This is a genomic window from Acidovorax sp. MR-S7, from assembly GCF_000400995.2.
Lineage (GTDB): Bacteria > Pseudomonadota > Gammaproteobacteria > Burkholderiales > Burkholderiaceae_C > MR-S7.
Window position 1 is genome coordinate 19,828 of the sequence record NZ_DF238944.1, and the last position, 26,392, is coordinate 46,219.

Annotated in this window: 21 protein-coding genes; 15 read left to right on the forward strand and 6 right to left on the reverse strand. The window is 70.4% G+C overall.

The window, feature by feature from the left end:
• The first annotated feature begins 19 nt into the window (after nt 1–19).
• From AVS7_RS14865 to AVS7_RS14895, 7 genes are all read left to right on the forward strand, one after another.
• Nucleotides 20–1,234, forward strand: a complete 1,215-nt coding sequence (locus AVS7_RS14865) for a PepSY domain-containing protein (RefSeq protein WP_020229173.1) — start codon at nt 20–22, stop codon at nt 1,232–1,234.
• Between the two features lie 138 nt (nt 1,235–1,372).
• Nucleotides 1,373–1,882 carry a TIGR02444 family protein gene (locus AVS7_RS14870; protein WP_020229174.1) on the forward strand — a complete coding sequence of 170 codons (510 nt, stop codon included), beginning with the start codon at nt 1,373–1,375 and terminating at the stop codon, nt 1,880–1,882.
• Between the two features lie 132 nt (nt 1,883–2,014).
• Nucleotides 2,015–3,487: a UbiD family decarboxylase gene (locus tag AVS7_RS14875; RefSeq protein WP_020229175.1), complete on the forward strand. Its 1,473-nt coding sequence runs from the start codon at nt 2,015–2,017 to the stop codon at nt 3,485–3,487.
• 37 nt (nt 3,488–3,524) lie between these two features.
• Nucleotides 3,525–3,953: a hypothetical protein gene (locus AVS7_RS14880; protein WP_020229176.1), complete on the forward strand. Its 429-nt coding sequence runs from the start codon at nt 3,525–3,527 to the stop codon at nt 3,951–3,953.
• The gene (locus AVS7_RS14885) at nt 3,950–4,615 is read left to right on the forward strand and encodes a UbiX family flavin prenyltransferase (RefSeq protein WP_020229177.1); all 666 of its coding nucleotides are present in this window, start codon (nt 3,950–3,952) and stop codon (nt 4,613–4,615) included. Before AVS7_RS14880 ends, AVS7_RS14885 begins: the two co-directional genes overlap by 4 nt.
• Entirely contained in the window at nt 4,593–5,387 is a 795-nt protein-coding gene (locus AVS7_RS14890) for a DUF169 domain-containing protein (protein ID WP_024001630.1), read from the forward strand. The genes AVS7_RS14885 and AVS7_RS14890 overlap by 23 nt, the downstream gene beginning before the upstream one ends.
• 60 nt (nt 5,388–5,447) lie before the next feature.
• Nucleotides 5,448–6,422 carry a tripartite tricarboxylate transporter substrate binding protein gene (locus AVS7_RS14895; protein ID WP_020229179.1) on the forward strand — a complete coding sequence of 325 codons (975 nt, stop codon included), beginning with the start codon at nt 5,448–5,450 and terminating at the stop codon, nt 6,420–6,422.
• A 62-nt stretch (nt 6,423–6,484) separates the two neighbouring features.
• On the opposite strand, the gene AVS7_RS14900 is transcribed toward AVS7_RS14895, so the two are convergent.
• Nucleotides 6,485–7,456 (reverse strand): tripartite tricarboxylate transporter substrate binding protein, encoded by a 972-nt coding sequence (locus AVS7_RS14900; protein ID WP_020229180.1) that lies wholly within the window; start codon nt 7,454–7,456, stop codon nt 6,485–6,487.
• Nucleotides 7,457–7,705: 249 nt separating this feature from the next.
• Between AVS7_RS14900 and AVS7_RS14905 the strand changes: the two genes are divergently transcribed.
• Genes AVS7_RS14905 through AVS7_RS14925 form a run of 5 tightly spaced genes read left to right on the forward strand, consistent with a single transcriptional unit; the run spans nt 7,706 to nt 13,736 of the window.
• A complete protein-coding gene (locus tag AVS7_RS14905) occupies nt 7,706–8,485 on the forward strand; it encodes an enoyl-CoA hydratase/isomerase family protein (protein WP_020229181.1) in 780 nt (259 codons plus the stop codon).
• A gap of 23 nt (nt 8,486–8,508) precedes the next feature.
• Complete coding sequence (locus tag AVS7_RS14910; protein ID WP_020229182.1) at nt 8,509–9,654, forward strand: acyl-CoA dehydrogenase family protein; 1,146 nt, start codon at nt 8,509–8,511, stop codon at nt 9,652–9,654.
• Between the two features lie 26 nt (nt 9,655–9,680).
• Nucleotides 9,681–10,772 (forward strand): MBL fold metallo-hydrolase, encoded by a 1,092-nt coding sequence (locus AVS7_RS14915; protein ID WP_144425115.1) that lies wholly within the window; start codon nt 9,681–9,683, stop codon nt 10,770–10,772.
• Between the two features lie 31 nt (nt 10,773–10,803).
• The gene (locus AVS7_RS14920; RefSeq protein ID WP_020229184.1) at nt 10,804–12,954 is read left to right on the forward strand and encodes an acetate--CoA ligase family protein; all 2,151 of its coding nucleotides are present in this window, start codon (nt 10,804–10,806) and stop codon (nt 12,952–12,954) included.
• A 56-nt stretch (nt 12,955–13,010) separates the two neighbouring features.
• Nucleotides 13,011–13,736: a GntR family transcriptional regulator gene (locus AVS7_RS14925; RefSeq protein ID WP_020229185.1), complete on the forward strand. Its 726-nt coding sequence runs from the start codon at nt 13,011–13,013 to the stop codon at nt 13,734–13,736.
• Here the strand turns inward: AVS7_RS14925 and AVS7_RS14930 are convergent.
• Nucleotides 13,733–14,602 carry a gamma-glutamyl-gamma-aminobutyrate hydrolase family protein gene (locus AVS7_RS14930; RefSeq protein ID WP_020229186.1) on the reverse strand — a complete coding sequence of 290 codons (870 nt, stop codon included), beginning with the start codon at nt 14,600–14,602 and terminating at the stop codon, nt 13,733–13,735. The two genes, AVS7_RS14925 and AVS7_RS14930, sit on opposite strands and share 4 nt — an antisense overlap.
• 129 nt (nt 14,603–14,731) lie before the next feature.
• Between AVS7_RS14930 and AVS7_RS14935 the strand changes: the two genes are divergently transcribed.
• The 3 genes from AVS7_RS14935 (at nt 14,732) to AVS7_RS14945 (ending at nt 20,680) form a co-directional block, all read left to right on the forward strand.
• Complete coding sequence (locus tag AVS7_RS14935; RefSeq protein ID WP_020229187.1) at nt 14,732–18,325, forward strand: TonB-dependent receptor domain-containing protein; 3,594 nt, start codon at nt 14,732–14,734, stop codon at nt 18,323–18,325.
• A gap of 10 nt (nt 18,326–18,335) precedes the next feature.
• A complete protein-coding gene (locus AVS7_RS14940) occupies nt 18,336–20,264 on the forward strand; it encodes an adenylate/guanylate cyclase domain-containing protein (protein ID WP_024001633.1) in 1,929 nt (642 codons plus the stop codon).
• Between the two features lie 71 nt (nt 20,265–20,335).
• A complete protein-coding gene (locus tag AVS7_RS14945; RefSeq protein WP_020229189.1) occupies nt 20,336–20,680 on the forward strand; it encodes an HPF/RaiA family ribosome-associated protein in 345 nt (114 codons plus the stop codon).
• Nucleotides 20,681–20,774: 94 nt separating this feature from the next.
• Here AVS7_RS14945 and AVS7_RS14950 read toward each other — a convergent pair whose 3' ends face one another.
• The 4 genes from AVS7_RS14950 to AVS7_RS23355 all read right to left on the reverse strand — a co-directional run bounded on the left by AVS7_RS14950 (nt 20,775) and on the right by AVS7_RS23355 (nt 26,229).
• A complete protein-coding gene (locus tag AVS7_RS14950; protein ID WP_020229190.1) occupies nt 20,775–21,416 on the reverse strand; it encodes a TetR/AcrR family transcriptional regulator in 642 nt (213 codons plus the stop codon).
• Nucleotides 21,416–21,982, reverse strand: coding sequence for a DUF924 family protein (locus AVS7_RS14955; protein WP_020229191.1), 567 nt, complete (start codon nt 21,980–21,982; stop codon nt 21,416–21,418). Before AVS7_RS14955 ends, AVS7_RS14950 begins: the two co-directional genes overlap by 1 nt.
• 93 nt (nt 21,983–22,075) lie before the next feature.
• Nucleotides 22,076–24,130, reverse strand: coding sequence for a bifunctional diguanylate cyclase/phosphodiesterase (locus AVS7_RS23350; RefSeq protein WP_020229192.1), 2,055 nt, complete (start codon nt 24,128–24,130; stop codon nt 22,076–22,078).
• The gene (locus tag AVS7_RS23355) at nt 24,127–26,229 is read right to left on the reverse strand and encodes a PAS domain S-box protein (RefSeq protein WP_020229193.1); all 2,103 of its coding nucleotides are present in this window, start codon (nt 26,227–26,229) and stop codon (nt 24,127–24,129) included. Before AVS7_RS23355 ends, AVS7_RS23350 begins: the two co-directional genes overlap by 4 nt.
• Nucleotides 26,230–26,392 lie beyond the last annotated feature (163 nt).

Genomic DNA, 26,392 nt, shown 5'->3' on the forward strand with positions numbered 1-26,392 from the left:
AACTACCGTTTCCAGGCTGATGCGCGCCTTCTGGACGCTCGTGCACCGCTGGGCGGGGCTCACCGTGGCCCTGTTCCTCCTCGTCGCCGGGCTCACCGGCGCGGTGATCTCGTGGGACCACGAGATCGACGAGTGGCTCAACGCGGACATCATGCACACCCCCGGCCGAGGTCCGCTGCAGGACCCGCTGCGGCTGGCTGCCGCCGTGGAGGTCGACGATCCGCGCGCCGAGGTGAGCTACATGACGCTGGGGCTGGAGGAGGGCCACGCTGCCTCCTTCCTCGTGCGCCCGCGCACCGACCCGGCCACCGGCGCCAAGTTCGTGCTGGACTACAACACCGTCTACGTCGATCCCGTCACGGCCCGCATCACCGGCCACCGCAACTCGCGCAGCATCGCGCTCAGCAAGCGCAACCTCATGCCCTGGCTGCGCCACCTGCACGAGAGCCTGCACATGCCCGCCTTCTGGGGCAGCGACCGCTGGGGCTTCTGGCTCATGGGCGGCGTGGCGCTGATGTGGCTGATCGACAGCTTCGTGGCGCTCTACCTCACCTTCCCGGTGCGCCAGAAGGTGCGCTCCGCGCGCACCTGGGCCAGCCGCTGGCGCCCCTCGTGGGCCGTGCGCTGGCGCGCGGGCGGCTACAAGCTCAACTTCGACCTGCACCGCGCGGGAGGCCTCTGGGTGTGGGGCATCATCATCGTGGTGTCGTTCACCTCGTTCTCGCTCAACCTCTACCGCGAAGTGTTCTATCCGGTGATGAGCAAGATCTCGACGACCACGCCGGGCCCCTACGAAACGCTCAAGCCCGCGCCGCTGGGCACCTTCATCGAGCCGCGCATCGGCTTCGCCGACGCCATCGCCATCGCGCGCCGCGAGGGCGAGCGCCTGGGTTTCGAGCACCCGCCGGGCGGCATCTGGTACGGCGGCGACTTCCCGTTCTACAACGTCTCGTTCTTCGACCCGACCCACGAGCTGGGCGCGATGGGCATGGGCCTGTCGAACATCTACGTCAGCTCCGACACGGGCGAGGTGCTGGGCATGCACCGCCCCTGGCACGGCACCGCGGCCGATGTGTTCGTGCAGCTGCAGCTGCCGCTGCACTCCGGGCGCATCCTGGGGCTGCCGGGGCGCATCCTCATGTCGTTCATGGGGCTGGTGGTGGTCATGCTCTCGGTCACCGGCATCGTGATCTGGGAGCGCAAGCGCCGCGCGCGGATGCTCCAGAAAACATAGCTGCTCGCGCTTGCTGCACAAGCGCTGGGGGCCTGTTTCATTCAAATAGCGGTTCCGCAGGGCGTTCTTTCTCCCGGGCTTGCATGCCATGACTGGCGGTACGCTCCATGGCTTTGCCCACCTGTCCAGGAGACTTCCATGCGTCCCGAAGAAGACGGCCCCGCTTTCAACGCTGGCGATGAATGGCGCAGCGTCATCGCCACCTACGCACGCCCCGGCGTGGCGCAGGCCTGCCTGCTGCTGCAGGAGGCCCTGGGCGTCGATGTGCTGGTGCTGCTGCACCTGGCCTATGCGCAGGGCCGGGGCCAGGGGCCGGCAGGACCGGAGCACGTCGGCCGGGCCGACGCGGCGATCCGCGGGTGGCGCGACACCGTGGTGAGGCCGCTGCGTGCCGTGCGGCGCGCGCTGGGCAAGGACGACCCGGCGGTGCGCGGACTGCGCGCAGACATCCAGCGCTGCGAGCTGGAGGCGGAGCGCCATGGGCTGGCCCTGCTCTCGGCCATGCCCTGGCCGCAGGGCGGGGCTTGCGCGCCAGGTGCCGTGCAGCACGTCGTGCGCTTCTACGGCGAGCGCGGCGGATGCTTGGCGCGCGCGTCCGAACCCGATGTCGCGGCCGCGATACGGCTGCTGGAAAACCACCTGGAATAACCCCGGCGGCAGCGCAGCCGCACGTGCCTGCGCAGGCCGCAAGGGCCGGCGCGGGCGTCCGTGCGCACCCGCTTGACAAGCCTTCTTGATCTTATATAGTCCGGACAAATAGACCGATGACCAGGAGGCAAGATGCACGCCGTAACCAGCCTGTCGGCCGCCATGGAAGAGGCCCGGGCACATGACGATCTGCTGACAATCACGCGGGAGACCAACCCGCATCTGGAGGTGGCCGCCATCGCGCGCACCACGGACGCGGGCCCGATGGTGGTGTTCGACCAGCTCAGGGGCTACCCGGGGCACCGGATCGTGACCAACGTGTTCAGCGACCGCCAGCGCATCGCGCGCTGGTGCGGCATCGACGCCATCGACCTGCCGCGCCGCCTGGCCGACGCGGCGCTGAACCCCGTGCCGTCCCGGATCGTGAGCGAGGGGGCGAGCCAGGCGCACGTGACCACGAGCGGCATCGACCTTTTCAAGGCCTTGCCGCTGGCGCAGCAGACCCAGGCCGACGCGGGCTGCGTGATCACCGGCGGGCTGGCGCTGGTGCGCGACCCGGACACGGGCGCGTTCAACGGCTCGTACCACCGCATGCGGGTGCTTGGTCCGGACCATACCTGCATCACCATCCAGGCCGGGCGGCACCTGCTGGAGATCGCGCGCAAGCTGCGTGCGCGCGGCGAGCGGCGCATTCCGATCAGCGTCAACATCGGCGCGGGGCCCGCGGTGCTGCTGGCCTGCTCCGGCAGCACGCAGCAGACCCTGACGCCGCTGGGCTACGACGAGCTGGGCATGGCGGGCGCGCTGCAGGGCCAGGCGGTCGAGGTCGTGCCCTGCCGCTCGCAGGAAGGCGCGTGGAGCCTGGCCGAGGCCGAATACGTGCTCGAAGGCTATATCGACACCGACCGCCTGGTGTCCGAGGAGGACTCGGGCAAGGACGGCGAGAAGGGCATGATGCCCGAGGCCGGCGGCTACATGGGCCGCGCCTGGCGCGTGTGGCAGTTCAACGTGACCGCGATCACGCACCGCACCAATCCCGTGTACTGGTTCCCCCTGGCCGTGAATGCCGAGACCACCAACCTCATGGCGCTGCCGGCTGAGGCCTCGGTGTTCGACGCCTGCCGCCGCATCAGCCCGCGCGTCTTCGACAACTGCCACGTGCTGCAGGCCATGCGCGGCTGCCTGGGCGTGGTCATCCGCATCCGGCGCAAGAGCTTCCGCGACGAGGGTTTGCAGAACAACCTGGCGTTCGGTGCGCTGTCGGCGCATTCCGACCTGGGCTGGGTCATCGCGGTGGACCACGACATCGACCTGACCAACGCCGACGACGTGATGTGGGCCGTCATCACGCGTTCGGACATGCGCGAGGGGCTGATGCTCTCGCCCCGGGCCAAGGTGAGCGGCATGCTGGCCGAAGGCGACGCGGCGGGCACGGGCCGCAAGGTCTACATCGACGCGACGGCGCCGTTCAACCGGTCCGACCGCTACGAGCGCGGGCGCTTCGAGAACGTGGCCATCGAGGACTGGATCGGCGCCGAGGCCGCGGCCCGGCTGCGGGCCCGCCAGCCGGACTACCTCAAGTCGATGCTCGCGCGCGGCTATTGACGGCGTTTCCCACCCCACTTTCCGAAAGGCAAGCCATATGAGCGATACCTCGCATCCCTCCAAGCCAGCCAAGCCGTTCAACTGGGACAAATTCCAGGCGAGCCTGGGGTACACGGACGAGCAGATGGCGGAGTTCCGCGCCGACGAGCGCCGGCGCCGGGCCGCCGAGGCCATTCCCGAGGCCAACCGCCGCACGGTGGTGGCGACGGTCGTCGCCAGCCACGGCTGCGCCGCGGGCTTCAAGATTGGCGACCGCATCGAGGTCAGCGCGGCCGGCGTCGTGAAGTCCTGCAACGTGTGCATCTACGCCGTGGCGCCCATGACCATCCACGCCGCCATGGCGCACGACCGCATCGCCGAGGGACTGGACCCCGACGGCATGTGGTTCAACACCTTCAGCTGCCAGGACGCGGGTTTCTGCAACGGCAGCTGGGGGCAGGTGTGCTTCAAGGTGAGCGTGGAATGAGCGCCCGCGCCGCCGCGCGGCGGAGGGTCGTCGTCGGCATCTCGGGTGCCAGCGGCAGCGCCTACGGCATCCGCATGCTGGAGATGCTGCGCGGCGTGCCCGACGTGGAGACGCACCTCATCGTCAGCCGCTCCGCGCGCCAGACCCTGCAGCTGGAGACGTCGCTGCGCGTGGAGCAGGTGGAAGCGCTGGCCGATGTCGTCCATTCCAGCGCCGACATCGGCGCCTCCATCTCCTCGGGCTCGTTCCGGGTGCATGCGATGGTGGTCGCGCCGTGCTCGATCAAGACCATGTCCAACCTCGCTTGGGGCAACACGGGCGAGCTGATGGCCCGCGCGGCCGACGTGGCGCTCAAGGAGCGCAGGCGCGTGGTGCTGATGCTGCGGGAGACGCCGCTGCACGCGGGGCACATCGAAAGCATGCTGCGCGTCACGCAGGCGGGCGCCATCGTCTTCCCGCCGGTGCCGGCGTTCTACAACCGCCCGCAGTCCGTCGCGGACATCGTGGACCACAGCGTCATGCGCTGCCTCGACCTGATCGACGTGGAATGCGAGGCCGCGCCGCGCTGGGGCGAGACCAGCCGTGCGCTGCTGTCCGCCGCCACGGGCCCGCTGCCGACAACAACCGATGGAGAACCCCATGAGCGAAGCAACAGCCACTGAGGTGGATTACCAGGACCTCGTCGACCGGCTCATGCAGCGCCTGCGCCTGCGCAGCGCGCCGCTGGCGCTGCAGCTGTTCGAGACCGTCGACGAGATGCGCGGCATCAAGGGCATCCGCTGGCCCGTGGAGGGCACGCGTTTTTCCATGTGCCAGCTGGTGGGCCAGGCCCGCTGGCTGGGGTGGACGCTGGGCGCCACGCACGAGCATGTGCCGCCCGACAGCAACTGCGGCGGCGTCATGGGGCTGAATGCGCCGGGGAAGAAATACCTGGACGGCAGCATGTTCCACGGCGTGTGGTTCGCCACCATCGAGGCCTCGCGCGAGCACCAGGCCCAGATGCCGCGCGTGCCCAGCGGCAAGTATGTGGGCGTGGTGCTGTCGCCGCTGGCGAGCGGCCGCCTGAAGCAGCCCGACTCGGTGCTGGTCTACGCCACGCCGGGCCAGATGGTCACGCTCATCAACGCCCTGCAGCACCGCAGCTACGTGCGCTACCAGTTCGCGACCACGGGCGAGTCCGCCTGCGCCGACAGCTGGGGCGCGGGGCTGGCGACGCGCGAGCCCAGCATGTCCATCCCTTGCTTCGCGGAGCGCCGCTTCGGCGGAGTGCAGGACGATGAGCTGCTGATCGCGCTGCAGGTCTCGCACCTGCAGGAAATCGTGCTGGGCCTGGACTGGCTGGCCGGCCACGGCATCCGCTACCCCATTCCGCCCTACGGCATCCAGTGCGACCCCGCCGCGGCCTTCCAGGCCAGCTACGCCGGCAAGCTCTGAAGACGCACGGGGGCGGGACTTCCGCCCGTTGACTGCCATAACGAAACCACGGAGACATCCATGCAGCGTCGTCACTTCATCCACTCCCTTGCAGGCGGCGCGCTCGCGGCCTGCGCGCCCTCGGTGTTCGCGCAGGCCTATCCTGCGCGGCCCGTCCACATCATCAATCCGTTCGCGGCGGGCGGCGCGCTGGACCAGCTCGCGCGGTTGCTCGCGCAGCGCCTGGGCGACACGCTGGGGCAGCCCGTCGTGGTGGAGAACAAGACGGGGGCCAGCGGCAACATCGGCGCGGAATACGTGGCCAAGAGCGCTCCCGACGGCTACACGCTGGTGATGGGGTCGAGCGCCACCCACGGCATCGCGCCCAGCATCTACGGCAAGCGCCTGCCGTTCGATCCACTCAAGGACTTCACGCCCATCTCCGCCACGGTGGTCCAGAAGAACGTGCTGGTCGTGAACGCGTCGCTGAACGTGCGCAGCGCGCAGGACTTGATCGCGATGGCGCGCGCCCAGCCCGGCAAGCTGTCGTTCGGCTCCTCGGGCGCTGGCACGTCGCAGCACCTGTCGGGCGAGCTGTTCAACAAGCTCGCCAACGTCGATGTGCTGCACGTGCCCTACAAGGGCAGCGCGCTCGCCATGCAGGACCTGCTGGGCGGCCAGCTGACGATGCTGTTCGTGGACATCCCGACGGCGCTGCCCCACATCCGGGCCGGCAAGCTGCGCGCACTGGGCCAGACGGCGGCGGAGCCGTCCCCCACGCTCGCCGACGTCGCGCCGCTCGCCCAGCAGGGGTTGCCCGGCTTCGACATCAAGGCATGGTATGGCGTCATGGGGCCGGCGAAGATGCCGCAGGCCGTCGTCCAGCGGCTCAACGCTGGCATCGTGGAATACCTCTCCGACGCGCAGGCGCGCGAGAAGCTGCTCGGCATGGGGATGGAGCCGCTGCCGCTGGATGCGGCCCAGTCGGCGGCCTTCATTGCCGGCGAGCTGCAGAAGTGGACCGAGATCGTGCGCATCACGGGGGCGACGGTCTGAGGCGGTGCCAGCCAAGAAAAAGCCGGCTAGGGGCCGGCTTTTTTTTTGTCGGGTTGCGGCGGCTATTCCGGCGCGAGCCCTGCGGCCTTGACCATTTCGCCCGTCGCCTTGACCTCTTCCTGGATCGCCGCTGCGAACTCCTCGGGCGTGCGGGTGGGAATGGCGTAGCCGCGCTTGGCCATGTCTTCGCGGAATTCCGGCTGGTTGAGGACCTTGTTGATGTCGCGGTGGATCTTGGCGACGACGTCCTTCGGCGTGCTGCGCGGCGCGAAGACGCCGTGCCAGGTCGCCACGCGGAAGTAGGGATAGCCGGATTCTTCCGACGTGGGCACCTCGAGGTGCAGCGGGTCGCGCTTGTCGGAGTTGTAGTTGAGGACTTTGGTCTTGCCCGAGCGGATCGCCGCGTCGCCCGAGCCGCGGCCGGTCAGCGTCATCATGGTTTCGCCGGCCATCACGGACGTGAGCGCAGGCCCCAGGCCCTTGTAGGGAACGTGCGTGATCTGGATGCCTTCACGCTTGTTGAACAGCTCCATGAGTAGGTGCGGCTGGGAGCCGTTGCCATAGGACGCATAGGTGACCTTGCCGGGGTCGCGCTTGGCCAGGGCCACCAATTCCTTGAGGTTGTTGGCGCCCAGCGATTGGTGGGCGAGCAGCACCATGTCGATGTCCGCGAGCTGCGCCACGGGGATGAAGTCCTTGTCGGGGTCGTAGGGCAGTGACTTGAACAGATAGCGGTTGCTGACGATGGCGCCGTTGGTCGTGACCAGCAGCGTGTAGCCGTCGGACGCGGCCCGGGCGACGCGCTGGGTCCCGATGATGGAGCTGGCGCCGCTCACGTTCTCCACGACGACGGGCTGGCCCCAGATGGCCCCCAGGTTGAGCGCGAGCTTGCGCGCCAGGATGTCCGTCCCGCCGCCCGCGGCGAGTGGAACGATGAAGGTGACGCCCTTCTGGGGAAAGGCCGTCTCCCCGAAGGAATACGGGCTGGCCGTCAGGGCGGCCAGTGCGGTGAGCAATGCGATGCGGCGCTTCATACACAGATGTCCTCGTGGAAAACCGTGCCGGCAGGGCTGCAGTTCCGGCCGGGCTCGGTCGTTGTCAGGGAAGTAGTCACATGTGCTGATCCGGACAATACCGTTGCGCCCGACAAGGTGTCAACGAAGAATAGGCGATATGCATGTAGCGATATTCCCTAATGAATATCGGCAGGGCGCTGTTGACAACGCCCAGCGTTCAAAATATTGTCCGGACATATATGGATTTGACGTGTGACCCTTTCCGCCATGCAAATCACCGACCTGAAGTACGAGAAAAGCGACGCCATCGCCTGGGTGCGCATCGACCGTCCTGAGCGCCGCAATGCGCTCGGGGACACGACCACGCGCCAGATCGCACAGGTGTGCCAGGACGCGGCTCATGATCCCGCGGTGAGGGTGCTGGTGGTCACGGGCGTGGGCGATGCGTTCTGCGCGGGCGGCGACATGCAGGACACGTTCGAGCGCGGGCGGGATATGTCCGCGCAGCAGTGGAGCGACCGCATCCGCAACGGCCCCAACGTGCTGGCTCGCCTGCTGCAGACCTTGGACAAGCCGGTGATCGCGGCCGTCAATGGCGTCGCGGTGGGCGGTGGTACCACCATTGCGCTGGCATGCGACCTGCGGATCACCTCGGACCAGGCGCGCTTTTGCCTGCCGTTCGCACGCATCGGGATCACGCCGGAGTTCGGCTGCTCCTACCTGCTGCAGCGCGTGGTGGGCCTGGGGCGCGCGATGGAGCTGCTGCTGCTGGGCGAGTTCATCGGCGCGGAAACGGCAGAGCGCTACGGGCTCGTCAACCGCGTGGTGGCGCACCAGGACCTGCCGCAGGCCACGCTGCAGATGGCGCAGCACCTGGCTGCGCTGCCTGCGGAGGCGCTGGCGCGCATCAAGCAACTGCAGCGCTTCGCGCAGTCGAACGGCCTGGACGCCACCCTGGAGCAGGAGGCGCTATCGCTGGGCCAGTGCTTCACGTCCGAGGAGCACCGCGCGGCGGTCGCCCGCTTCCTGAGCCGCAAGCCACGTTGAACCATACGAAAGGAGACAGCACCATGGAATTCGGATTCACCGAAGAGCAGCAGATGTTGAGGGAGTCGGTCCGCCGCTTCATGGCCAAGGAGTGCACGCGCGAGTACATCCGGGCGTGCAGCGACAACGACCGCTTTCCGCACGAGCTCTACGCGAGCATGGCGCGGCAGGGATGGATGGGCATTCCGTTCCCCGAGAAGTACGGCGGCTCGGGGCTCGGCCCCATGGAGCTGGCCATCTTCCTCGAAGAGGCGGGCTACGGCTGGTATGGCGCCGGCACGTCCTACTTCACGACGGTGGTTCTGGGCGCCTACAACATCCTGACGTATGGCACCGAGGAGCAAAGGCAGGAGTTCCTGCCCAAGGTGATCGCCGGCGAAACCCGGCTGGCGTTCGCCCTGAGCGAGCCCAACGTCGGCTCGGATGCCGCGGCCGTGGAGCTGTTCGCACAGGAGGAGGGTGACCACTTCGTGCTCAACGGGCAGAAGATGTTCACGACCAACGCGCACGTGGCGAACCAGATCGTGACGGTGACGCGGACACTGCGCAACCCGCAGAAGAAGCACGACGGCATCACGATCTTCCTGGTGGACGCGGATGCGCCCGGCATCGAGATCCGCCCGCTCAAGCAGATGGGCCGCTCGGCGACGCACACCAACGAGGTCTTCTTCCGCGACGTGAAGGTGCCCCGCGCGCGCATGATGGGCAAGCTGCACGAAGGCTGGGCCAACCTCAACAGCGGCCTGGGCATCGAGCGGCTGAGCGTGGCCATGATGTATGCGGGCACGTCGCAGGCCATGATCGACTACGTCTCGCGCTATGCGAAGGAGCGCCGGCAGTTCGGGCAACCCATCTCCAAGTTCCAGGCGGTGCAGCACAAGCTGGCCGACATGCAGATCAAGACCGACGTGGCCAGGCTGCTAGGCTACCGCGTGGCCTGGATGCTGGAGCAGGGCCTGCCCTGCTTCAAGGAGATGTCGATGGCCAAGCTCTGGGCGAGCGAGGCGATGTTCGAGATCGCGAACCACGGCGTGCAGATCATGGGCGGCTACGGCGTGCTCAAGGAGTACGACATGGAGCTGTTCTTCCGCGACTCGCGGATCGGCATGATCGGCGCGGGCGCTTCCGAGATCCAGCGCACCATCATCGCCAAGCAGATGGGGTTGTGAGCATGCAGCGCGATCTGACGGTTTCCGTGGAGGGTGCGGCGGTCTCGCCGATCCGGCCATCGCTCTGGACGCGGCGCGCCGGGCTCGCGCCGCTGGCCTATGACGAGGCCGTGGTGGAGGTGGGCGCGCCGGTCGAACTGGCCGAGGGGATTTTTCTCCTGCGCCTGCCGCTGCCCTTCGCGCTCAACCACATCAACGTCTATCTGCTGCGCGAAAGCGATGGCTGGACCCTGGTCGACACGGGCATCGATACGGCCGCCAGCCGCGATGTCTGGAATGCCGTGTTCGGCTCCTCCCTGTTCGCGCAGGGGCCGCTGCGCCGCATCGTGGTCACGCACCACCATCCCGACCACATCGGGCTGGCCGGATGGCTCGCGGAGCGATTCGGGGTGCCCATCCTGATGACGCCCGGGGAACTCCATGTCGCCGGACGCTATGCGGACCCCGCGCGCGATGTCGTGGCCGAGCGCACGCCCGTCTGGCGCGAGCACGGGTTGCCGCAGAGCGTCGCTGCGGCGCTGCTGCAGCACATGCCGCGCTACGGAACGCAGGTGGGGCGGCTGCCGGACAACGTCGTTCGCATCGACGTGTCCCAGCCGCTGGTCCTGGGCGGCCGGACCTGGACGCCGATCATCGGCAGGGGGCATGCCCCGGAGCACCTGAGCCTCTGGTGCGCGGAAGAGGGCCTTTTGCTCGGTGGCGACCAGGTGCTGCCCAAGATCACGCCGAACATCGCCGTGTGGCCCGGTGGCGACCAGAACCCACTGCTGTCGTACCTGGAGTCGCTGCGCCAGTTCGAGGATCTGCCTGCGCAGGCCCTGCTGCTGCCTTCGCACCGACAGCCCTTCCGCGGCATCGCCCGGCGCGTGGAGGAAATCCGCGCGCACCACGAGGAGCGCCTGATCGCCGTCCTGCAGGCCTGCGACCGGCCGATGACGGGCTACGAGTTCCTGCCCGCGCTGTTCGGGAGGGAACTGAGGAACGAGGAGATCGGCTTCGGGCTCGGCGAGGCCATCGCCCATCTGAACTTCCTCGAAGGCGAAGGGTGGCTCGTGTCGTCGGTGGATGCGCAGGGCTGCAGGCGCTTCGCGCGTTCGCCCGTCCACCCTTCCCATTGATGCCTTTACCAAGAAAGCAGTGAGACATACCGTGAATACCTTTGCCGAGCACACCGCCCTGCAGCATCCCGCTGCCAGCCTCGATGCCTTGTTCCGCCCCCGGTCCATCGCGTTCATCGGCGCGTCCGAGCGTCCCAACACCCCCGCGTCGCGCGGCCTGCGAAACTGCCTGCGCCATGGCTTCCAGGGCGGGCTGTATCCGATCAATCCCAAGTACGAGGAGTTGTTCGGCGTGCGCTGCTACCGCGCGCTGGCGGACCTGCCGGAGGTGCCGGAGCTGGTCACCATCGCCCTCGGCGCGGAGATGACGCTGGCCGCGGTGCAGGAGTGCCGGCAGGCCGGGGTGAAGGCCATCGTCGTGTGCAGCGCCGGCTGGGAGGAGCAGGGCGAGGAGGGCGTGCGGCGGGCGCGGCGGCTGCAGGCCCTGCTGGAGGGTGCGTCCATGCGCATGCTCGGGCCGAACTGCCTGGGCGCCGGCAATCCCGCGCAAGGGCTCAGCCTGGGATACAACAGCAGCTTCGAATCGATGACCCATGCGCGCGCGGGGCGTGTCGGGCTGGTGACGCAAAGCGGCGCCATGATGGGCGGGCTGCTGCTCAACGGCGAGGACGCAGGTGCCGACGTGGGGCTGTACGCACACGTGGGCAACGCCATGGACATCGGCATGGAGGAGATCGTCGAATACATGCTGGATGATCCGCAGATCGACGTCATCGCCCTGATGATCGAGGGGCTGCGGCAGCCCCGGCGGTTCGTGGAAGCGGCCCGCAAGGCGCGCGAGCGGGGCAAGCCGCTGGTCGTGTTCAAGGCCGGCACGTCGGAGCTGGGCCGGCAGGCGGTGATGTCGCACACGGGCGCGCTGGCGGGCTCGGACGAGATTTTCTCGACCGTTTGCCGCGAGCAGGGCATCGTGCGCGTGGCCGAGAGCGAAGACCTGCTGCCCACGGCGTCCCTGCTGTCTCACTGGAAGCAGCGCAAGCCGGTCGGAACCGGCGGCCTGCTCGTCTTCACCCTGTCGGGGGGCGCGGCCTCCATCCTGGCCGACGAGTGCGCGGATGCGCAGGTGCCTTTGCCGGAGCTCTCGCCCACGACGCTGGCGCGGCTGGAGGCCATCCTGCCGTCCTATGTGAAAGCGTCCAACCCGCTGGACGTGGGCGGGGCGGTCTTCAGCGATCCGGAACTGCCCAGGCATGCGCTGGCCATCGCGCTGGAGGACGAGGCCATCGACTCGGTGCTGTGGGTCGGCGTGGGCGCGCCGCGCGACGAGCGCTCGCAGCTCTGGCTGAACCAGGCGCTGGACGTGCTGGGCACCAGCGACAAGGCCAGCGCCATCATTCCCGTGTCCGGCTACGTGCAGGAGCCGGGCTTCGAGCGCGCGCGGGCCATGGGCATCCCGATCGCCCGCAGCCTGCGCGCCGCGGCCCAGTTGATCGGCCAGGCGCGCGAGCGGCGCAGGCCCGCTGCCGCCGCAGGCGGTGCGGACGGCCGTTTCCCGCCGCTGCCCGCGCGGCAGGGGCTGGTGGACGAGGTGCAGTCGAAGGAACTGTTGAAAGCGCTGGGAATCCGCGTGCCGGCTTCCCAGGTCGCGGCGCGGGTGGACGACGTCGCCCGGTGCGCGGCGGAACTGGGCCGACCGGTCGTGGTCAAGGGCCTGGCGCGCGGCATTGCCCACAAGAGCGAGCATGGCCTGGTGGCGCTGAACCTCCAGGGCCCCGAAGCCGCCGAGGCCGCCGCCCGGACCATGCAGGAGCGTTCGCCGGAGCTGGACTTCCAGGGCTTCCTCGTCGAAGAGATGGCGCCGCGCGGTGTCGAGGTGGTGCTGGGCATCAAGCGCGATCCGGCGTTCGGGCCGGTGCTGATGTTCGGCCTGGGCGGCATCTCCGTCGAGCTGTTCAAGGACGTGGCGTTCGGGCTGTGCCCGCTGAGCCCCGAAGGGGCCAGGGAGCTGATCTCGAGAACCCGTGCCGCCACGCTGCTGCGGGGCTTCCGGGGGCAGCCCGAGGCGGACGAGGAGGCGCTCGTCGATGCGATGGTCTGCCTGTCGCGCTTCGCTGCGCACCATGCGGACGCGCTGGCCGAAATGGATGTCAATCCTGTTATCGTATTGCCCAAAGGCCAGGGCGTGCTGGCGCTCGACGCGATGATCGCGTGCGACGTGCCGCCACCCGCGAACACGCATTGAACCGCTGGCTTCGCCGCGCCGCCGGCGGCTGGCCGCACACCATTCGAGGACCGAGATTGGGCAAGCCCATCTATGTAGAGCTGGCGGAGACGCTGCAGCAGCAGATAGCTTCAGGGCAGTATCCGGTGGGAGGGACGCTGCCCCCCGAGATGGTCCTGTGCGAGATGCACGGCGTCAGCCGCTTCACGGCGCGCGCGGCGCTGGCCGCCTTGCAGCGCCAGGGCTACGTGACCCGCAAGCCCCGCGTGGGCAGCGTGGTGCTGGCGCGCAATCCGCAGGAAACCTACAGTGTGCAGACGAACAGCGCCAGCGATGTGCTGCGCTTTTCGTCGATCTCCGAGCTGCACTTGGTGAACACCGAGGACGTCGTGGCCGACGCCCCGCTCGCGCGCGAGCTGGGGTGCGGCATCGGCGAGGCCTGGATCAAGGTGTCCACCTACCGCGACTCGCCCGATACCAAGGTGGCGGCGTCCTGGACCGACTTCTACCTGCGCCCGGAGCACCGGAGCATCGTTCCCCTCATCGGCCACAAGCGCGGCTCGGTATGGCAGTTCCTGAGCGAGCTGCAGCAGCACCCGATCGACCGCATCGAGCAGACGGTCGAAGCCTGCAAGATTCCCAAGGATGTCGCCGCCATCCTGGGCGTGCAGCCCAAGAGCCCCGCGCTGCGCGCGGTCTACCGCCTGCACGGCGAGGGCGACCAGGGGCGCTTCTACGTGGCCATCAGCCTCTATCCGGAAGGGCGGTTCCGCCTGTCCCAGACCCTGCGGCTCGACCGCTAGAAGCGCCGCAGCAGGGCCTGCCGCAGCAGGCGCGAGGCCCGGTCGCGGATCTGCAGCGGGCTGTGGCCCGGCCGGGGCCGCGCACGCGCGTCGGCACACGCGGCCAGGAAGTCGTGCAGAAGCGGCGAGTCGTCCAGCGCCGAACCGCTTGCGGCGCGGAACTCCGGGTGCCACTGCGTGGCTGCGATGTAGCCGCGCCCATGGCGCGGGTGGCGGCGGATGGCCTCGGGCACGGCGTCGGGGTAGCTCCAGGCCTCGATGTCGAAGCCCGGCGCAAGGTTCTTGATGCCCTGGTGGTGGATGCTGTTGACCGTCACGCGCGGCTGGCCGGGGTACAGGCGCGCCAGGCGCGAACCCGGCACGATGTCCACCTCGTGGAAATGCTGGTCGTAGGTGCTGGCGTTGCGGTGCTGCATGGCGCCGGGGTGCTGCGTCTCGATGTCCTGGTAGAGCGTGCCGCCGAAGGCCACGTTGATGAGCTGTAGGCCCCGGCACACGCCGAAGATGGGCTTGCCCTCCTGCTCGAAGGCCTCGACCACGGCCAGGTCGTACAGGTCGCGCACACGGTCACCCAGCCAGGCGTCCTTGAGCGGCACTTCGCCGTAGCTGCCCGGCCACACGTCGGCGCCGCCGTGCATGACCACGCCGTCGAGCCACTCCGCGTAGTGCTTGAGGGTCACGTCGCCACGCGCCGTCTCGCCCGTGGGGCAGGGCACCATGACCACCAGCGCGCCGGCCGACATGATCCAGTGCGCGATGGACTGCTCCACGTACTGCAGGGTCTTGTTGGTGAACAGCGGCCGCGCGGGGTCGGCATGCGAAAAACAGGCCGATAGGCCGATCTTGAGGCGGTGAGAAAAATTCATCGTCAAGGGCACTTTCGTGATCTATTGTGCGGCCGGGCGTGCGGCTCGGCTGTAGGAACAGGCCGCCGCGACGGGATAATTTCACCCAACAGGGCCATGCGGCCTATTCGAACACCAGAGGGGACCCCCATGCCAACCATCGCCCTGCGTCTGAGCGCCTGCAGCCTGGCCTGCGCGCTGGCCTGGCCCTGCACCGCGCCGGCCGCCGTGCCGCCGGGCGCCGCGGCCGAGATCCTGAGCCTGCAGGGCCTGGGCGACCAGCGCCCGGCCGCCGCCACGCAGTGGCAGCCCGCGCGCGCCGCGCAGCCGCTGGCGGCGGGCGACTCCGTGCGCACGCGCGAGGCCGCCAAGATGGCCGTGCTGTTCGCCGACCAGACGCAGGTGCGCCTGCACCAGAACACCACACTGCAGGTCAAGTCGCTCGCTACGCCCGCGCAGCCGCTGACCCGCCTGGTGCTGGATGCGGGCCGCGCCTGGGCGCAGACCAAGCGCGCCGACGGCTCGCGGCTGGAGGTGCAGACGCCCGCGGCCGTGGCCGCCATCCGCGGCACCGACTGGGACCTGGAGGTGGGGCCGGACGGCCGCACCGTGCTCACCGTGCTCTCGGGCGTGGTGGAGCTGTCCAACAACCAGGGCCAGGTGCGCGTGGCGGCCAACGAGGCCGCGCTGGCCGAGGTGGGCAAGGCCCCCGTGCGCCTGGTGCTGAGCCGTCCGCGCGACCGCATCCAGTGGGTCAACGCCCTGCGGGCCGACCCCGCGCCGCACCTCGCGGCCGAGCCCCTGCCCGCGCCGCTGCAGCCCCTGCAGCAGGCGCTGCAGGCGGGCGACGCGGCCCGTGCCCGCACGGCGCTGGATGCCGCGCGCACCGCGCTGCCGCCTGCCTGGCAGGCCGCGGCCGAATCCGCCGTGCTGCTGGCCGAGGGTGATACCGCCGCCGCGCGCCAGCGCCTGCTGGCCCAGACCCGCGCTGCGCAGGAGGGCACGCCCGCCGCCGCGTGGCTGATGCTGTCGGATCTGCAGCTCATGGACGGCGACAGCGCCGCCGCCGAGGCCACGCTGCGCGCCGGCCTGCGCCAGCGCCCGGGCCACGGCGCGCTCACCGCGCAGCTCGCACGCGCGCAGCTGCTGGCCGACCGGCTGGACGACAGCAGCCGCACCCTCGCGGGCCACGAGGCCGCGCAGGACCTGGCCTTGGCGCTGGTGCGCGCGGAACTCGCGCGCCGGCGCGGCGACGCGCCCGCCACCCTGGCGCAGTACACCCAGGCCACGCAGGTCGCGCCGCAGGACGCGCGCGGCTGGCAAGGCCTGGGCAGCGCCCAGGCCGAGCGCGAGGACACCGTGCCCGCGCGCCGCCACCTGCAGCAGGCGCTGGCCCTGTCCGCCCGCGCGCCGGGCGCGGCCGGCGAGCTGGGCACGCTGGAGACGCTGGCCAACCGCTTCGACCCGGCCCAGGACGCCTTCGCCCAGGCGCTGGCCGCCAACCCGGCCGACTACGTGGCCTTGACCGGCCTGGGCCTGCTGCACCTCAAGCGCGGCGAGCCCGCGCAGGCGCTGGACGCCTTCCTGCGCGCCGGCGTCATGGAGCCGCGCTACGCCCGCGCCAAGACCTGGACGGCCGTGGCCTACTACCAGCTCGGCCGCCATGCAGACGCCGTGGGCGCGCTGGAGCAGGCCATCGCGCTCGACGACAAGGATCCCGTGCCCCACCTGCTGCTGGCGCGCATCCACACCGACCTATTTCAGCCCGGCGACGCCGTGGCCGCCGCGCGCGAGGGCGTGGCGCGCATGCCCTACCTCAAGTCGCTCAACCAGATCGCCAACGACCAGCAGGGCAGCGCCAACCTGGGCGCGTCGCTGGCCTTCTTCGGCCTGGAGGACTGGGCGCTGGAGCTGGCCCAGCAGAGCCATTACCCCTACTGGGGCGCGAGCCACCTGTTCCTGGCCGACCGCTATCCGGGCGAGTTCAACAAGAACTCCGCCCTCATGCAGGGCTTCCTCACCGATCCCATGGCCTTCGGCGCCAGCCAGCGCCACTCCTCGCTGCTGCAGCAGCCCGGCGTGCACGGATCGGCGGGGCTCACGCTGGAGAAGGAGTTCCACCACCGCAGCATGCCGGCCGTCACCCTCAACGGCATGGACAACCGGCACGTGCCCGTATCGTGGTTCCTCAAGGCCCAGTCCCTCAACAGCCGCGAGCCCATCGACGTGGGCGTGTCCGACGCGCCGGCCATGCGCGACGAGTCCGGCCCCGGCGACACCCGCGCCGAGGTCTACACCCTGGGCCTGGGCCTGCAGCCCACCGAGCGACTGAACCTCTTCGCCTACGCCAGCCATTTCGACATGCGCCTGCGCGGGCGCAACCAGATGGACCTGCTGGGCCTGGGGCAGGACTACGAGCACACGCGCATGGACCACACATTGCGCCAGGGCGCGGCGGGCCTGTCGTACCGCTGGAGCCCGGTGGAGCAGACCTGGTTCAAGCTCGGCCGCAGCCTGGAGCACACCACGGCCGCCAATGCCCCCGCGCTGTTCGTCAACCCGCCCGTGGCCGGCGTGCTGGGGCTGGCGGCCGATCCCGCGCGGCGCCTGTCGGAGCTGCAGGTGCGCCACACGCTGGATGCCGCGCCCGGCACCCGCCTGGGCGCCACGCTGGAGCACGCCGTCGAGAAACAGACCAGCATCGTGGAAGGCTACGGCCCCGTCTACGGCGCGGCCGGCCTGGCCGACGTGATGCTGTTCGCCGGCCAGAACCGCATCGACCGGCGCTACAGCAGCCTCACGCTGGCGCTGCAGCAGGCGCTGTCGCCTGCTGCCACGCTGGACGCGGCCCTGGGCTGGCAGCGCATACGCCACCGCGTGCAGGGCGAGAACATGGTGGCCCTGGTGGCCGCGCAGGCCGTCGTGACCGACACCGCCACGCGCCACGACACCGAGCACACCTTCACCCCGCGCCTGGGCCTGGTGTGGCGCCCGGCGGCCGGGGCCACGCTGCGCGTGGCCTACCAGGACTGGCAGCGGCCCCTGTCCACCGCCACCCTGGCCGGCGTGGAAACCGCCGGCATTCCCGTGGAAGACCGCCTGGTGCAGGCGGGCGGTCGCCAGCGGCGCAGCGTGGCGCAACTGGGGCTGGAGCTGGGCGAGCGCACCTACGCCACGCTGCGCGCCGACCACCTGCGCATCGCCAACCCCGGCACCGTGGGCGTGGACCTGCGCACGCCCTCCATGCCGTTCCTGGAGGAGCTGCGCAACCAGCAGACCGTCAACCTGTCCACCGCCGACGTGCTCGAAGGCTCGCCGGACTTCGAGCGCGGCACCCTCAGCGTGCTGGGCGCGGGCGTGAACCACCTGTTCAGCCGCCACTGGTCCGGCTACGCCAAGTACCTCTACCAGCACAGCCGCAGCAGCTACGTGCAGGGCAGCTCGGGCGACGTGCTATCGGGCCGGCAGGTGCCCTTCGTGCCGCGCCACACTGCCGTGCTGGGCACCACCTGGGCCGGCGCCCAGGGCTGGTACCTGAGCGCACGCGCCGTCCACCGCTCGCAGCGCTTCGAGGACAAGGAGAACCTCACCCGCCGGCCCGCCGGCTGGGGCCTGGACCTGCTGGCCTACTGGGAGACGGCGGACAAGCGCTGGATCGTCGGCGTGGCGGCGCTCAACCTGTTCGCGCCCTCGTCGCCGCGCTACTCGGAGCGGTATGTCATCGACGCGCGCTACCGCTTCTAAAACATGGGCGGTGGCTCTCCTGGCCCTGGCATTGGTCTGGGCCGCGAGCTTCACGCGCGTCTGGCATGCGCTGGAGTTCAAGAGCTTCGACCTGCTCGCCACGGTCACGGCGCCCGGCCCCTCGCCGCTGCCCATCGTGGTCCTGGCGATCGACGAGCCCACCTTCCAGCAGCTCGGCCAGGCATGGCCCTTCCCGCGCAGCATGCATGCGCAGCTGCTGGAGCGCCTGCGTGCCGACGGCGCGGCGGCCGTGGGCTTCGACGTGCTGTTCTCCGAGGCCTCGCGCGAGGAGGAGGACGCCGCCTTCGCCGAGGCCATCGCCCGCTTCACCCGGCAGGCCGCGCCCGTGGTGCTGGCCTCGGCGCGCGAGCGGGCCGACAACGCCAACGCCGACCTGTGGGTGCAGGTGCTGCCGCTGGCGCGCTTCGCGCAGGCCGGGGCGATCGCGGGCGAATCCATGGTGCAGCCGGACGACGACTTCGTCGTGCGCCGCGCGCACCACCACGCGGGCAGCTTCGCCGCGCGCATGGCCGCGCTGGCGGGCGGCGGGGCGCCGGACGGCACGCAGGAATACATCGTCTACCGAGGCCCGCGCGGCACCTTCGACACGCGCTCGTACTACCAGGCGCTGCTGCCCGGCCTGCTGCCGCCGGGCTTCTTCAAGGGCAAGACCGTGCTGGTGGGCCGCTCCGCACTCTCGGCCGTGGAGCTGTCGCACGCGCAGGCCGACCTGTTCAACTCGCCCTTCGCGGCGCTGGGCGGCGAGCGCCTGTTCCCCGGCGTGGAGCTGCAGGCCACGCTGATCGACAACCAGCTCACCGGCGCCGGCCTGCGCGGCGTGCCCGAGGGCTGGTCGCTGGCGCTGGTGGGCGCGGCCTGTGCGCTGCTGCTGGCGGCGGGGCGGCGTCTGCACCCGGGTGCGGCCGCCGCGCTGGCCGCCGCGCTGGCGGCGGGCGTGGCGCTGCTGTCGTGGGCGCTGTTCGCGCGCGGGCTGTGGCTGGCGCCGCTGTTTCCCATGGCCGCCGTGCTCGCGGTCTATGGCGCGATGGCGCTGGCGGCCTACGCGGCCACGCGGCGCCACGCGCGGCTCACGCGGGCCATGTTCGCGCAGTACGTGCCGCCCACCGTGGTCGAGCGCCTGGTCGCCCAGCCCCACCTGCTGCGCCTGGGCGGCGAGGCGCGCGAGGTGACGCTGATGTTCACCGACCTGGAGGGTTTCACCACCCTGTCCGAGCTGCTCAGCGCCGAGCAGACGGTGGAGCTGCTCACGCTCTACTTCAACACCATGACTCCGCTGATCCACGCCACCGGCGGCACGGTGGACAAGTTCATCGGCGATGCCGTCATGGCCTTCTGGGGGGCGCCGCTGGACGACGCCCACCATGCCGAGCACGCCGTGCGCGCCGCCCTGGCCATGCGCCAGGCCATGGAGGGACTGGCCGGGCGCCTGCGCGAGCGCGGCCTGCCGCCCGTGCACATGCGCATCGGCCTGCACACGGGCCGCGTGGTGGTGGGCAACGTGGGCTCCGAGCAGCGCTTTTCCTACACCGCCATCGGCGACGCGGTGAACCTCGCCGCGCGGCTGGAGGGGGCCAACAAGGCCTTCGGCACGCACATCCTGATGTCGGGCTCCACGGCCGAGCGGCTGCCGCCCGAACTGGGCCTGCGCGCGCTGGACGACGTGATCGTCAAGGGCCGCAGCGAGCCCGTGCGCGTGTTCACCCCGTGCGACGACGCGCGCGTGCGCGCCCTCAGCCGCGACGCGCTGCAGCACTTCCACGCCCGCCAATGGGCCGAGGCCGGGGCCAGCCTGGACGCCTTGTGTGCGCTGCTGCCCGGCGACCCCGCGGCGACCCGCCTGGCCGAGCGCCTGGAGCAGGCGCGCCGCCTGCCTGCCACGGCCGCCTGGCAGCCCGCTGTGGCGCTCGACAAGCTCTGATGCTTGACCCCTATCAAGCCTTCGTGCCGGAGCACAGGCATGATGGAGGCGTTTTCACGAAAGGAGAAACCATGCAGATCCAGGTGCACACCAACGACCACATCCAGGGCGGCGAATCGCTCGTCCGCTGGGCCCAGGACGAGGCCGCCCAGCGGCTGGCGCGCTTTCGCGAGCACGTGACGCGCGTGGAGGTCTTCTTCTCCGACGTGGACGGCGGCAAGAGCGGCACGGCCGACAAGCGTTGCGTGATCGAGGCCCGCCCCGCCGGCCGCCAGCCCGTGGCCGCGCACGCCGAGGCCGCGAAGGTGGGCGATGCGTTCGCCGCCGCCGCCGACAAGCTGGTGCGCGCGCTGGGCGACGACCTGGAGCGCGCCAAGGACCGCCAGGGCCGCGACACCATCCGCACGGTGTCCTGATAGATGCTTCTGTTTCGATAGCTGCTGGCGCTTGCCTGTCAAGCGCTAGAGCCTGATTTGGCTCATGTCCGAGGGCTGTAGGCGCGCGCGGCGCCTACAGCCCTTTTTCCACCATGTCGAGCAGCCGCTGGGCCACCGCGTCCATCTGCGGGCCCACGGCACGGCCCAGGGGGCCGTCGATGACGAGCATGGCCAGGCCGTGCACGGCGGACCAGGCGAGGAACTCCGCGCCTGGCCGGCGCTCGGTCGGCAGGGCGCCGCTGGCCACCAGGCGGTCGAGCGCGGCGCCCAGCAGCTGGTACGGGTCGAGCCCGCTGGCGCCGGCCTTGTCGCCGCCTCCGGGAGTGTCCGCGCCGAGGTCGCCCGCGGCCGCGAAGGCGGTGTGGAACAGCCCCGTCTCCTCGCGCGCGAAGCGCAGGTAGCCCAGGCCCACGGCGCGCACGCAGGCGCGGGCATGGTCGGCCGCGGGCAGGTCCGGCGGCACGGTGGCCAGTTCCGCCTCCATGGCGCGGGCCACGGCGGCCAGCGCGTGGGCGCGTACGGCCTCCAGCAGGTCCTGCCGGTTGGCGAAATGGCGGTAGGCCGCGTTGGGCGCCACGCCCGCCTGCCGCGTGGCCTCGCGCAGCACGATGGCCTGCGGGCCGCCGGCGCGGGCCTGGGCGATGCCGGCCTCCAGCAGCGCGCGGCGCAGGTCGCCGTGGCGGTAGGTGCTGCGGGTGCGGGCAGACGTGGCCATCAGAACGCGCTGCCGGGCTGCTGCAGGAAGTCCCGCTCCTCGGGCGTGCTGGCGCGCCCCAGCGCGGCGTTGCGGTGCGGGTAGCGGTGGAAGCGCGCGATGATGGCCTCGTGCTGGTGTGCGTAGTCCAGGCTCTCCGCCGCGCCCAGTGCGGTGAACAGGCGCAGCGATTCCTGCTGCACGCGCAGCGACTCGCTGTGCATGTAGGGCATGTAGAGGAAGGCGCGCCGCTGCGGGGGCAGCTGCGCATCCAGGCCCTGGGCTACGGCCTCCTGCGCGAGCGCGAGCGCCATGCCGTCCTGCGCGAAGGCCGCGGGCGCACCGCGGTGCAGGTTGCGCGAGAACTGGTCCAGCACGATGACCTCGGCCAGCCGGCCCGGCGCGTCCGTGCGCCAGTGCCACAGCTCGCCCTGGGCGGCCTGCGCGTGCAGCGCCGCGAAGCGCGTACGGATGGCGGTGTCGAAGGCGTCGTCCTTGGCGAACCATTGCCGGGGCGTGCTCTCGTCGAACCAGAAGCGCAGCACCTCGGCCGCCGTGGCGGCGATGGGGGGCAGGGATGTGTCCATGGGCCAAGTATCGCCTGCCGGCCGGCGCGGCCTGGATGCTTCTGAAAGAATAGCTGCTTGCGCTTGCCCAATAAGCGCTGGAGGCCGATTCGGCTATGAACCCGCGTGGGCGACGAAGCGTTCGAACTCCGGCAGCGGCACGGGGCGCGAGAACAGGTAGCCCTGCGCGTAGTCGCACTGCAGCGCGCCCAGGATGGCACGCTGCTCCGGCGTCTCCACGCCCTCGGCGATGGTCTTGATGCCCAGCTTGTGCGCCATGACGATGATGGCCTCGACGATGATGCGGTCGTTCTCGTCGTGCGCGAGCCCGCGCACGAACGAGGCGTCCACCTTCAGGTAGTCGATGTCGAACTTCTTCAGGTAGGCCAGCGACGAGAAGCCGGTGCCGAAGTCGTCGATGGACACCTCGATGCCCTGCGTGCGGAAGTCCGTCAGGCACTGGCGCACCTGGGGCGAGTCTTCGACCAGCGCGCTCTCGGTGATCTCCAGCGAGATCGACTGCCGCGCGATGCCCAGCGCGTCCAGCCGCGCGCCCCAGTGCGCCACGCCGAAGTGCGGCGAGGCCAGCTGCGTGGCCGATGCGTTCACGCTGATCTGCAGCGGCCGCCCGAGCTGCGCCAGCGCGTCGGCCGCCTGGCCGAACACCCAGTCGCCGATCTCGTGGATCAGGCCCGACTCCTCGGCCAGCGGGATGAACTCCAGCGGGCTCACCATGCCGTGCTGCGGGTGGTGCCAGCGCAGCAGCGCCTCGGCCTTGGCGACCTCGCCCGTGCGCAGGGCGACGATGGGCTGGTAGTGGACCTGCAATTGCCCGCGCGCCAGCGCCTGGCGCAGGTCGCGCATCAGCGCCTGGTGGTGCTCCACGCGCGCGCGGATCGCATGGGTGAAGTGGGCGAAGCGGTTGCGTCCCTCGGACTTGGCGGCGTACATGGCCTGGTCGGCGTACTTCACGAGGTCTTCGTAGGCCTGCGCGTCGCGCGGGAACACGGCGATGCCCATGCTGGCCTCCACGTGCAGCGGCACGTTGCCGATGAACAGGGGCTCGGCCAGCGCGCGGGTGATGCGCGCGGCCAGCTGCTCGATGGGCGCGCACTCGCCCATGCCGGGCAGGATCACGCCGAACTCGTCGCCGCCCAGCCGCGCCACGAGGTCGCCGTGGCGCAGGCAGCCCTGGATGCGCCGGGCCGCCTCGGCGAGCAGCTCGTCGCCCTTCTCATGGCCCAGCGTGTCGTTGACTTCCTTGAAGTGGTCCAGGTCGAGCAGCAGCAGGGCCACCGGGAGCTGCGCCGCTTCGGCGCGCAGCATCTCGGCGCGCAGGCGGTCGCGGAACATGCCGCGGTTGGGCAGGCCGGTCAGGTCGTCGAAATTGGCCTGGCGCCAGATCAGCGCATCCTTGCGCTTCTTGTCGGTCACGTCCTTGAGCACGACGGTGGTGCCGATCTCGCGGTGCACCGCGTCCTCGATGGGCGTGACGGTGATCTCCACGTGCAGCGCGTGGCCGTTGCGGTTGGTCAGCATGCAGGTGTAGCCGTCGGGCAGCGCGCGGCCGATACGGATGCTCTCGCGGCCGCTTTCGTCCACCAGCGGCACCACCTGCTCCAGCGGCCGGTCGAACGACTCCAGCGCGTGCCAGCCCAGCAGCTCCTCGGCCTTGAGGTTCATGAAGCCGATGCGCCCCTGCGCGTTGGCGACGATCACGCAGTCGTTGATGCTCGCGAGGATGGCCGCGTGCGTCAGCTCGGTCTTGCGCAGGTGCGTTTCCACGTGGTGGCGGTGCATGGCCACGCGCAGCGCCAGGGTCAGGTCGTTCTCGCGGAAGGGCTTGAGGATGTAGCCGAACTGCGCGTTGGTCTGCGCGCGCTGCAGCGTCTCGCGGTCGGAGTGGGCGGAGGCGAACACCACCGGCGTGCCCAGGCTGTCGTAGATCTGCTGCGCGGCCTCGATGCCGGTCATGCGGCCCTTGAGGTGGATGTCCATGAGCACCAGGTCCGGGCGGTGGTCCTGCGCCATGTCGATGGCCTCCCGCCCCGTGTCGGCGATGCCCACCACCTCGTGGCCCATGCGGGTGAGGCGGTCGGCCGTCTCCTCGGCGATGAGCGCCTCGTCCTCGACGACCAGCAGCCGCCATGCGCGATCGGTGATGCTCACTCCTCCTCCTTCTTCTGGCGCAGCGGCGCCGTCAGCAGCGCCTCGGTGCCCGGCGCGGCCGGTCGCAGGACGATCTGCCCGTTGATCTGCTTGGACAGCGAGCGCATCAGGCGCATGCCCAGCGAGGTGCCGCCGCCCATGTCGAAGCCCTGCGGCAGGCCCGTTCCGTCGTCGCGCACGCCCAGCGCGAACGTGCCGGGGTCGACCCGGCGCAGCGTCACGTGCAGGGTGCCGCCCTGCGCCAGGCCGTGCTTGATCGCATTGGTGACCAGTTCGTTGAGGATCAGCCCGCAGGGCACCGCCGTGTCGATGCCCAGCAGGATCGGCTCCAGCGCCGTCGTGAGCACGACCGGGCGGCCGTCCAGCCCGTAGCTGGCGACGAGCCGGGCGCTCAGGTTGGCCACGTACTCGGAGAAGTCCACCTCCGCGAGATTGTCGTGGCTGTACAGGCTCTCGTGCACCATGGCCATCGAGCGCACGCGGTCCTGGCTCTGCTGCATGATGGTCTTCATGCGCTCGTCGTGCAGGTAGCTCGACTGCAGGTAGAACAGGCTGGAGATCACCGCGAGGTTGTTCTTCACCCGGTGGTGGATCTCCTTGAGCAGCACTTCCTTTTCCTTGAGCGAATCGAGCAGCAGCTGCTCGGCGCGCTTGCGGTCGGTCACGTCGCGGATGGCGCTGGACACGAGCAGCCCCTCGGCCGTCTCGATCGGGCTCAGGCTGATCTCGATGGGGAACTCGGTGCCGTCCTTGCGCAGCCCGCGCAGTTCCAGCCCGTTGCCCATGGGGCGCGGGTGCGGGCTGGCGAAATAGCCGCTGCGGTGGCTGGGGTGGCGCGCGTGGAAGCGCGCGGGCATGAGCATCTCCACGTTCTGGCCCAGCAGGTCCTGGCGCTCGTAGCCGAAGAGCTTCTCGGTCTGCGAGTTGACGAGCGCGATGCGGCCGTCGGCGCGCACGATCACGATGGCGTCGGGCGCCGATTCCAGCAGCGCCTGGAACTGGCGCTCGGCGCGGCGCCGGTTCGTCAGGTCGGCCACGATCTTGGACGCGCCCACGATGCGCCCCTGCCCGTCGCGCACGGGCGAGACGGTGAGCCAGACCTCGATGAGCCGCCCGCTCTTGTGCACGCGGCGGGACTCGTAGGGCTCCACGCGCGAGCCGTGGTGGATCTGGCGCATGATGCGCTCCTCCTCCGCCCGCATGGGCTCGGGGATGAGCACCGAGATGTGCCGCCCCGTGATCTCGGCGGCGGTGTAGCCGAACATGCGCTCGGCCGCGGGGTTCCAGCTCTGGATCGTGCCCTGCAGGCTCTTGCCGATGATCGCGTCCGTGGCTGACTCGATGATCGCCGCGAGCCGGTAGCGCTCCTCTTGCGCCCGCACGCGCGAGGTGATGTCGCGGATCGCGCTGACCACCAGCGTGCCGTCCTCGGTCTCCAGCGGGCTCAGGCTGATCTCGATGGGGAATTCCGCGCCGTCCTTGCGCAGGCCGTGCAGCTGCATCTCCTCGCCCATCGGGCGCACGCGCGGGTTGGCATGGTAGCCCTGGCGGTGCGCGGGGTGGTGCGCGCGCAGGCGCTCGGGGATGAGGATCTCGATCGGCTGGCCCAGCAGCTCCTCGCGCCGGAAGCCGAACAGCCGCTCGGTCTGCGAATTCACCAGCACGATGCGGCCCTGCGCGTCGACGATCACCATCGCGTCGGGCGCGGATTCCAGCAGGCCGCGGAAGCGCTTCTCGGCCTGCTGGCGCTCGGTCACGTCGCGCACCACGCACAGCGCCGCCATGCCCGCATCCGTCGCGATGGGGCTGAGCATCACGTCCACCGGGAACTCGCTGCCGTCCTGGCGCCGGCCCGACAGCTCCAGCCCCGCGCCCATGGGCCGCGAGTGCGGCGCCGCGAAGTAGCGCTGGCGGTAGCCTGCATGGCGCGGCGCGAAGCGGCCGGGGATCAGCGTGTCGACGGGCTGCCCGTCCAGCGCGCCCGGCGCGAAGCCGAAGAGCTGGCAGGCGCGCGTGTTGGCCTGCACGATGCGCCCGTCCTCCGCCACGACCAGCAGGCCATCGGGCGAGGCCTCGAAGATGTGGCGGTAGAAGTCCATCGCGTGCCCTCGCGCCTCAGCGTGGCGGCAGCAGCCGGAAAACAGGAGATGCCTGGGCGGTGACCGGATGGTACGGGCGCATGGGTGACTCGCTGGGACAGGGGCCGCCCAGGGGGCGGGGGGAGCAAGCAGCCTGCAACGCTTGCTTGCATTGGACACAACT

Excerpts from the sequence above, each read along its gene's own strand:
- AVS7_RS14950 (WP_020229190.1), bottom strand. The coding sequence starts at position 21,416 with ATGGCCACGTCTGCCCGCACCCGCAGCACCTACCGCCACGGCGACCTG.
- AVS7_RS14945 (WP_020229189.1), top strand. The coding sequence starts at position 20,336 with ATGCAGATCCAGGTGCACACCAACGACCACATCCAGGGCGGCGAATCG.
- AVS7_RS14905 (WP_020229181.1), top strand. The coding sequence starts at position 7,706 with ATGCAAATCACCGACCTGAAGTACGAGAAAAGCGACGCCATCGCCTGG.
- AVS7_RS14875 (WP_020229175.1), top strand. The coding sequence starts at position 2,015 with ATGCACGCCGTAACCAGCCTGTCGGCCGCCATGGAAGAGGCCCGGGCA.
- AVS7_RS14865 (WP_020229173.1), top strand. The coding sequence starts at position 20 with ATGCGCGCCTTCTGGACGCTCGTGCACCGCTGGGCGGGGCTCACCGTG.
- AVS7_RS23355 (WP_020229193.1), bottom strand. The coding sequence starts at position 26,229 with ATGGACTTCTACCGCCACATCTTCGAGGCCTCGCCCGATGGCCTGCTG.
- AVS7_RS14955 (WP_020229191.1), bottom strand. The coding sequence starts at position 21,982 with ATGGACACATCCCTGCCCCCCATCGCCGCCACGGCGGCCGAGGTGCTG.
- AVS7_RS14935 (WP_020229187.1), top strand. The coding sequence starts at position 14,732 with ATGCCAACCATCGCCCTGCGTCTGAGCGCCTGCAGCCTGGCCTGCGCG.
- AVS7_RS14910 (WP_020229182.1), top strand. The coding sequence starts at position 8,509 with ATGGAATTCGGATTCACCGAAGAGCAGCAGATGTTGAGGGAGTCGGTC.
- AVS7_RS14895 (WP_020229179.1), top strand. The coding sequence starts at position 5,448 with ATGCAGCGTCGTCACTTCATCCACTCCCTTGCAGGCGGCGCGCTCGCG.
- AVS7_RS14885 (WP_020229177.1), top strand. The coding sequence starts at position 3,950 with ATGAGCGCCCGCGCCGCCGCGCGGCGGAGGGTCGTCGTCGGCATCTCG.
- AVS7_RS14890 (WP_024001630.1), top strand. The coding sequence starts at position 4,593 with ATGAGCGAAGCAACAGCCACTGAGGTGGATTACCAGGACCTCGTCGAC.
- AVS7_RS14880 (WP_020229176.1), top strand. The coding sequence starts at position 3,525 with ATGAGCGATACCTCGCATCCCTCCAAGCCAGCCAAGCCGTTCAACTGG.
- AVS7_RS14870 (WP_020229174.1), top strand. The coding sequence starts at position 1,373 with ATGCGTCCCGAAGAAGACGGCCCCGCTTTCAACGCTGGCGATGAATGG.
- AVS7_RS14930 (WP_020229186.1), bottom strand. The coding sequence starts at position 14,602 with ATGAATTTTTCTCACCGCCTCAAGATCGGCCTATCGGCCTGTTTTTCG.
- AVS7_RS14900 (WP_020229180.1), bottom strand. The coding sequence starts at position 7,456 with ATGAAGCGCCGCATCGCATTGCTCACCGCACTGGCCGCCCTGACGGCC.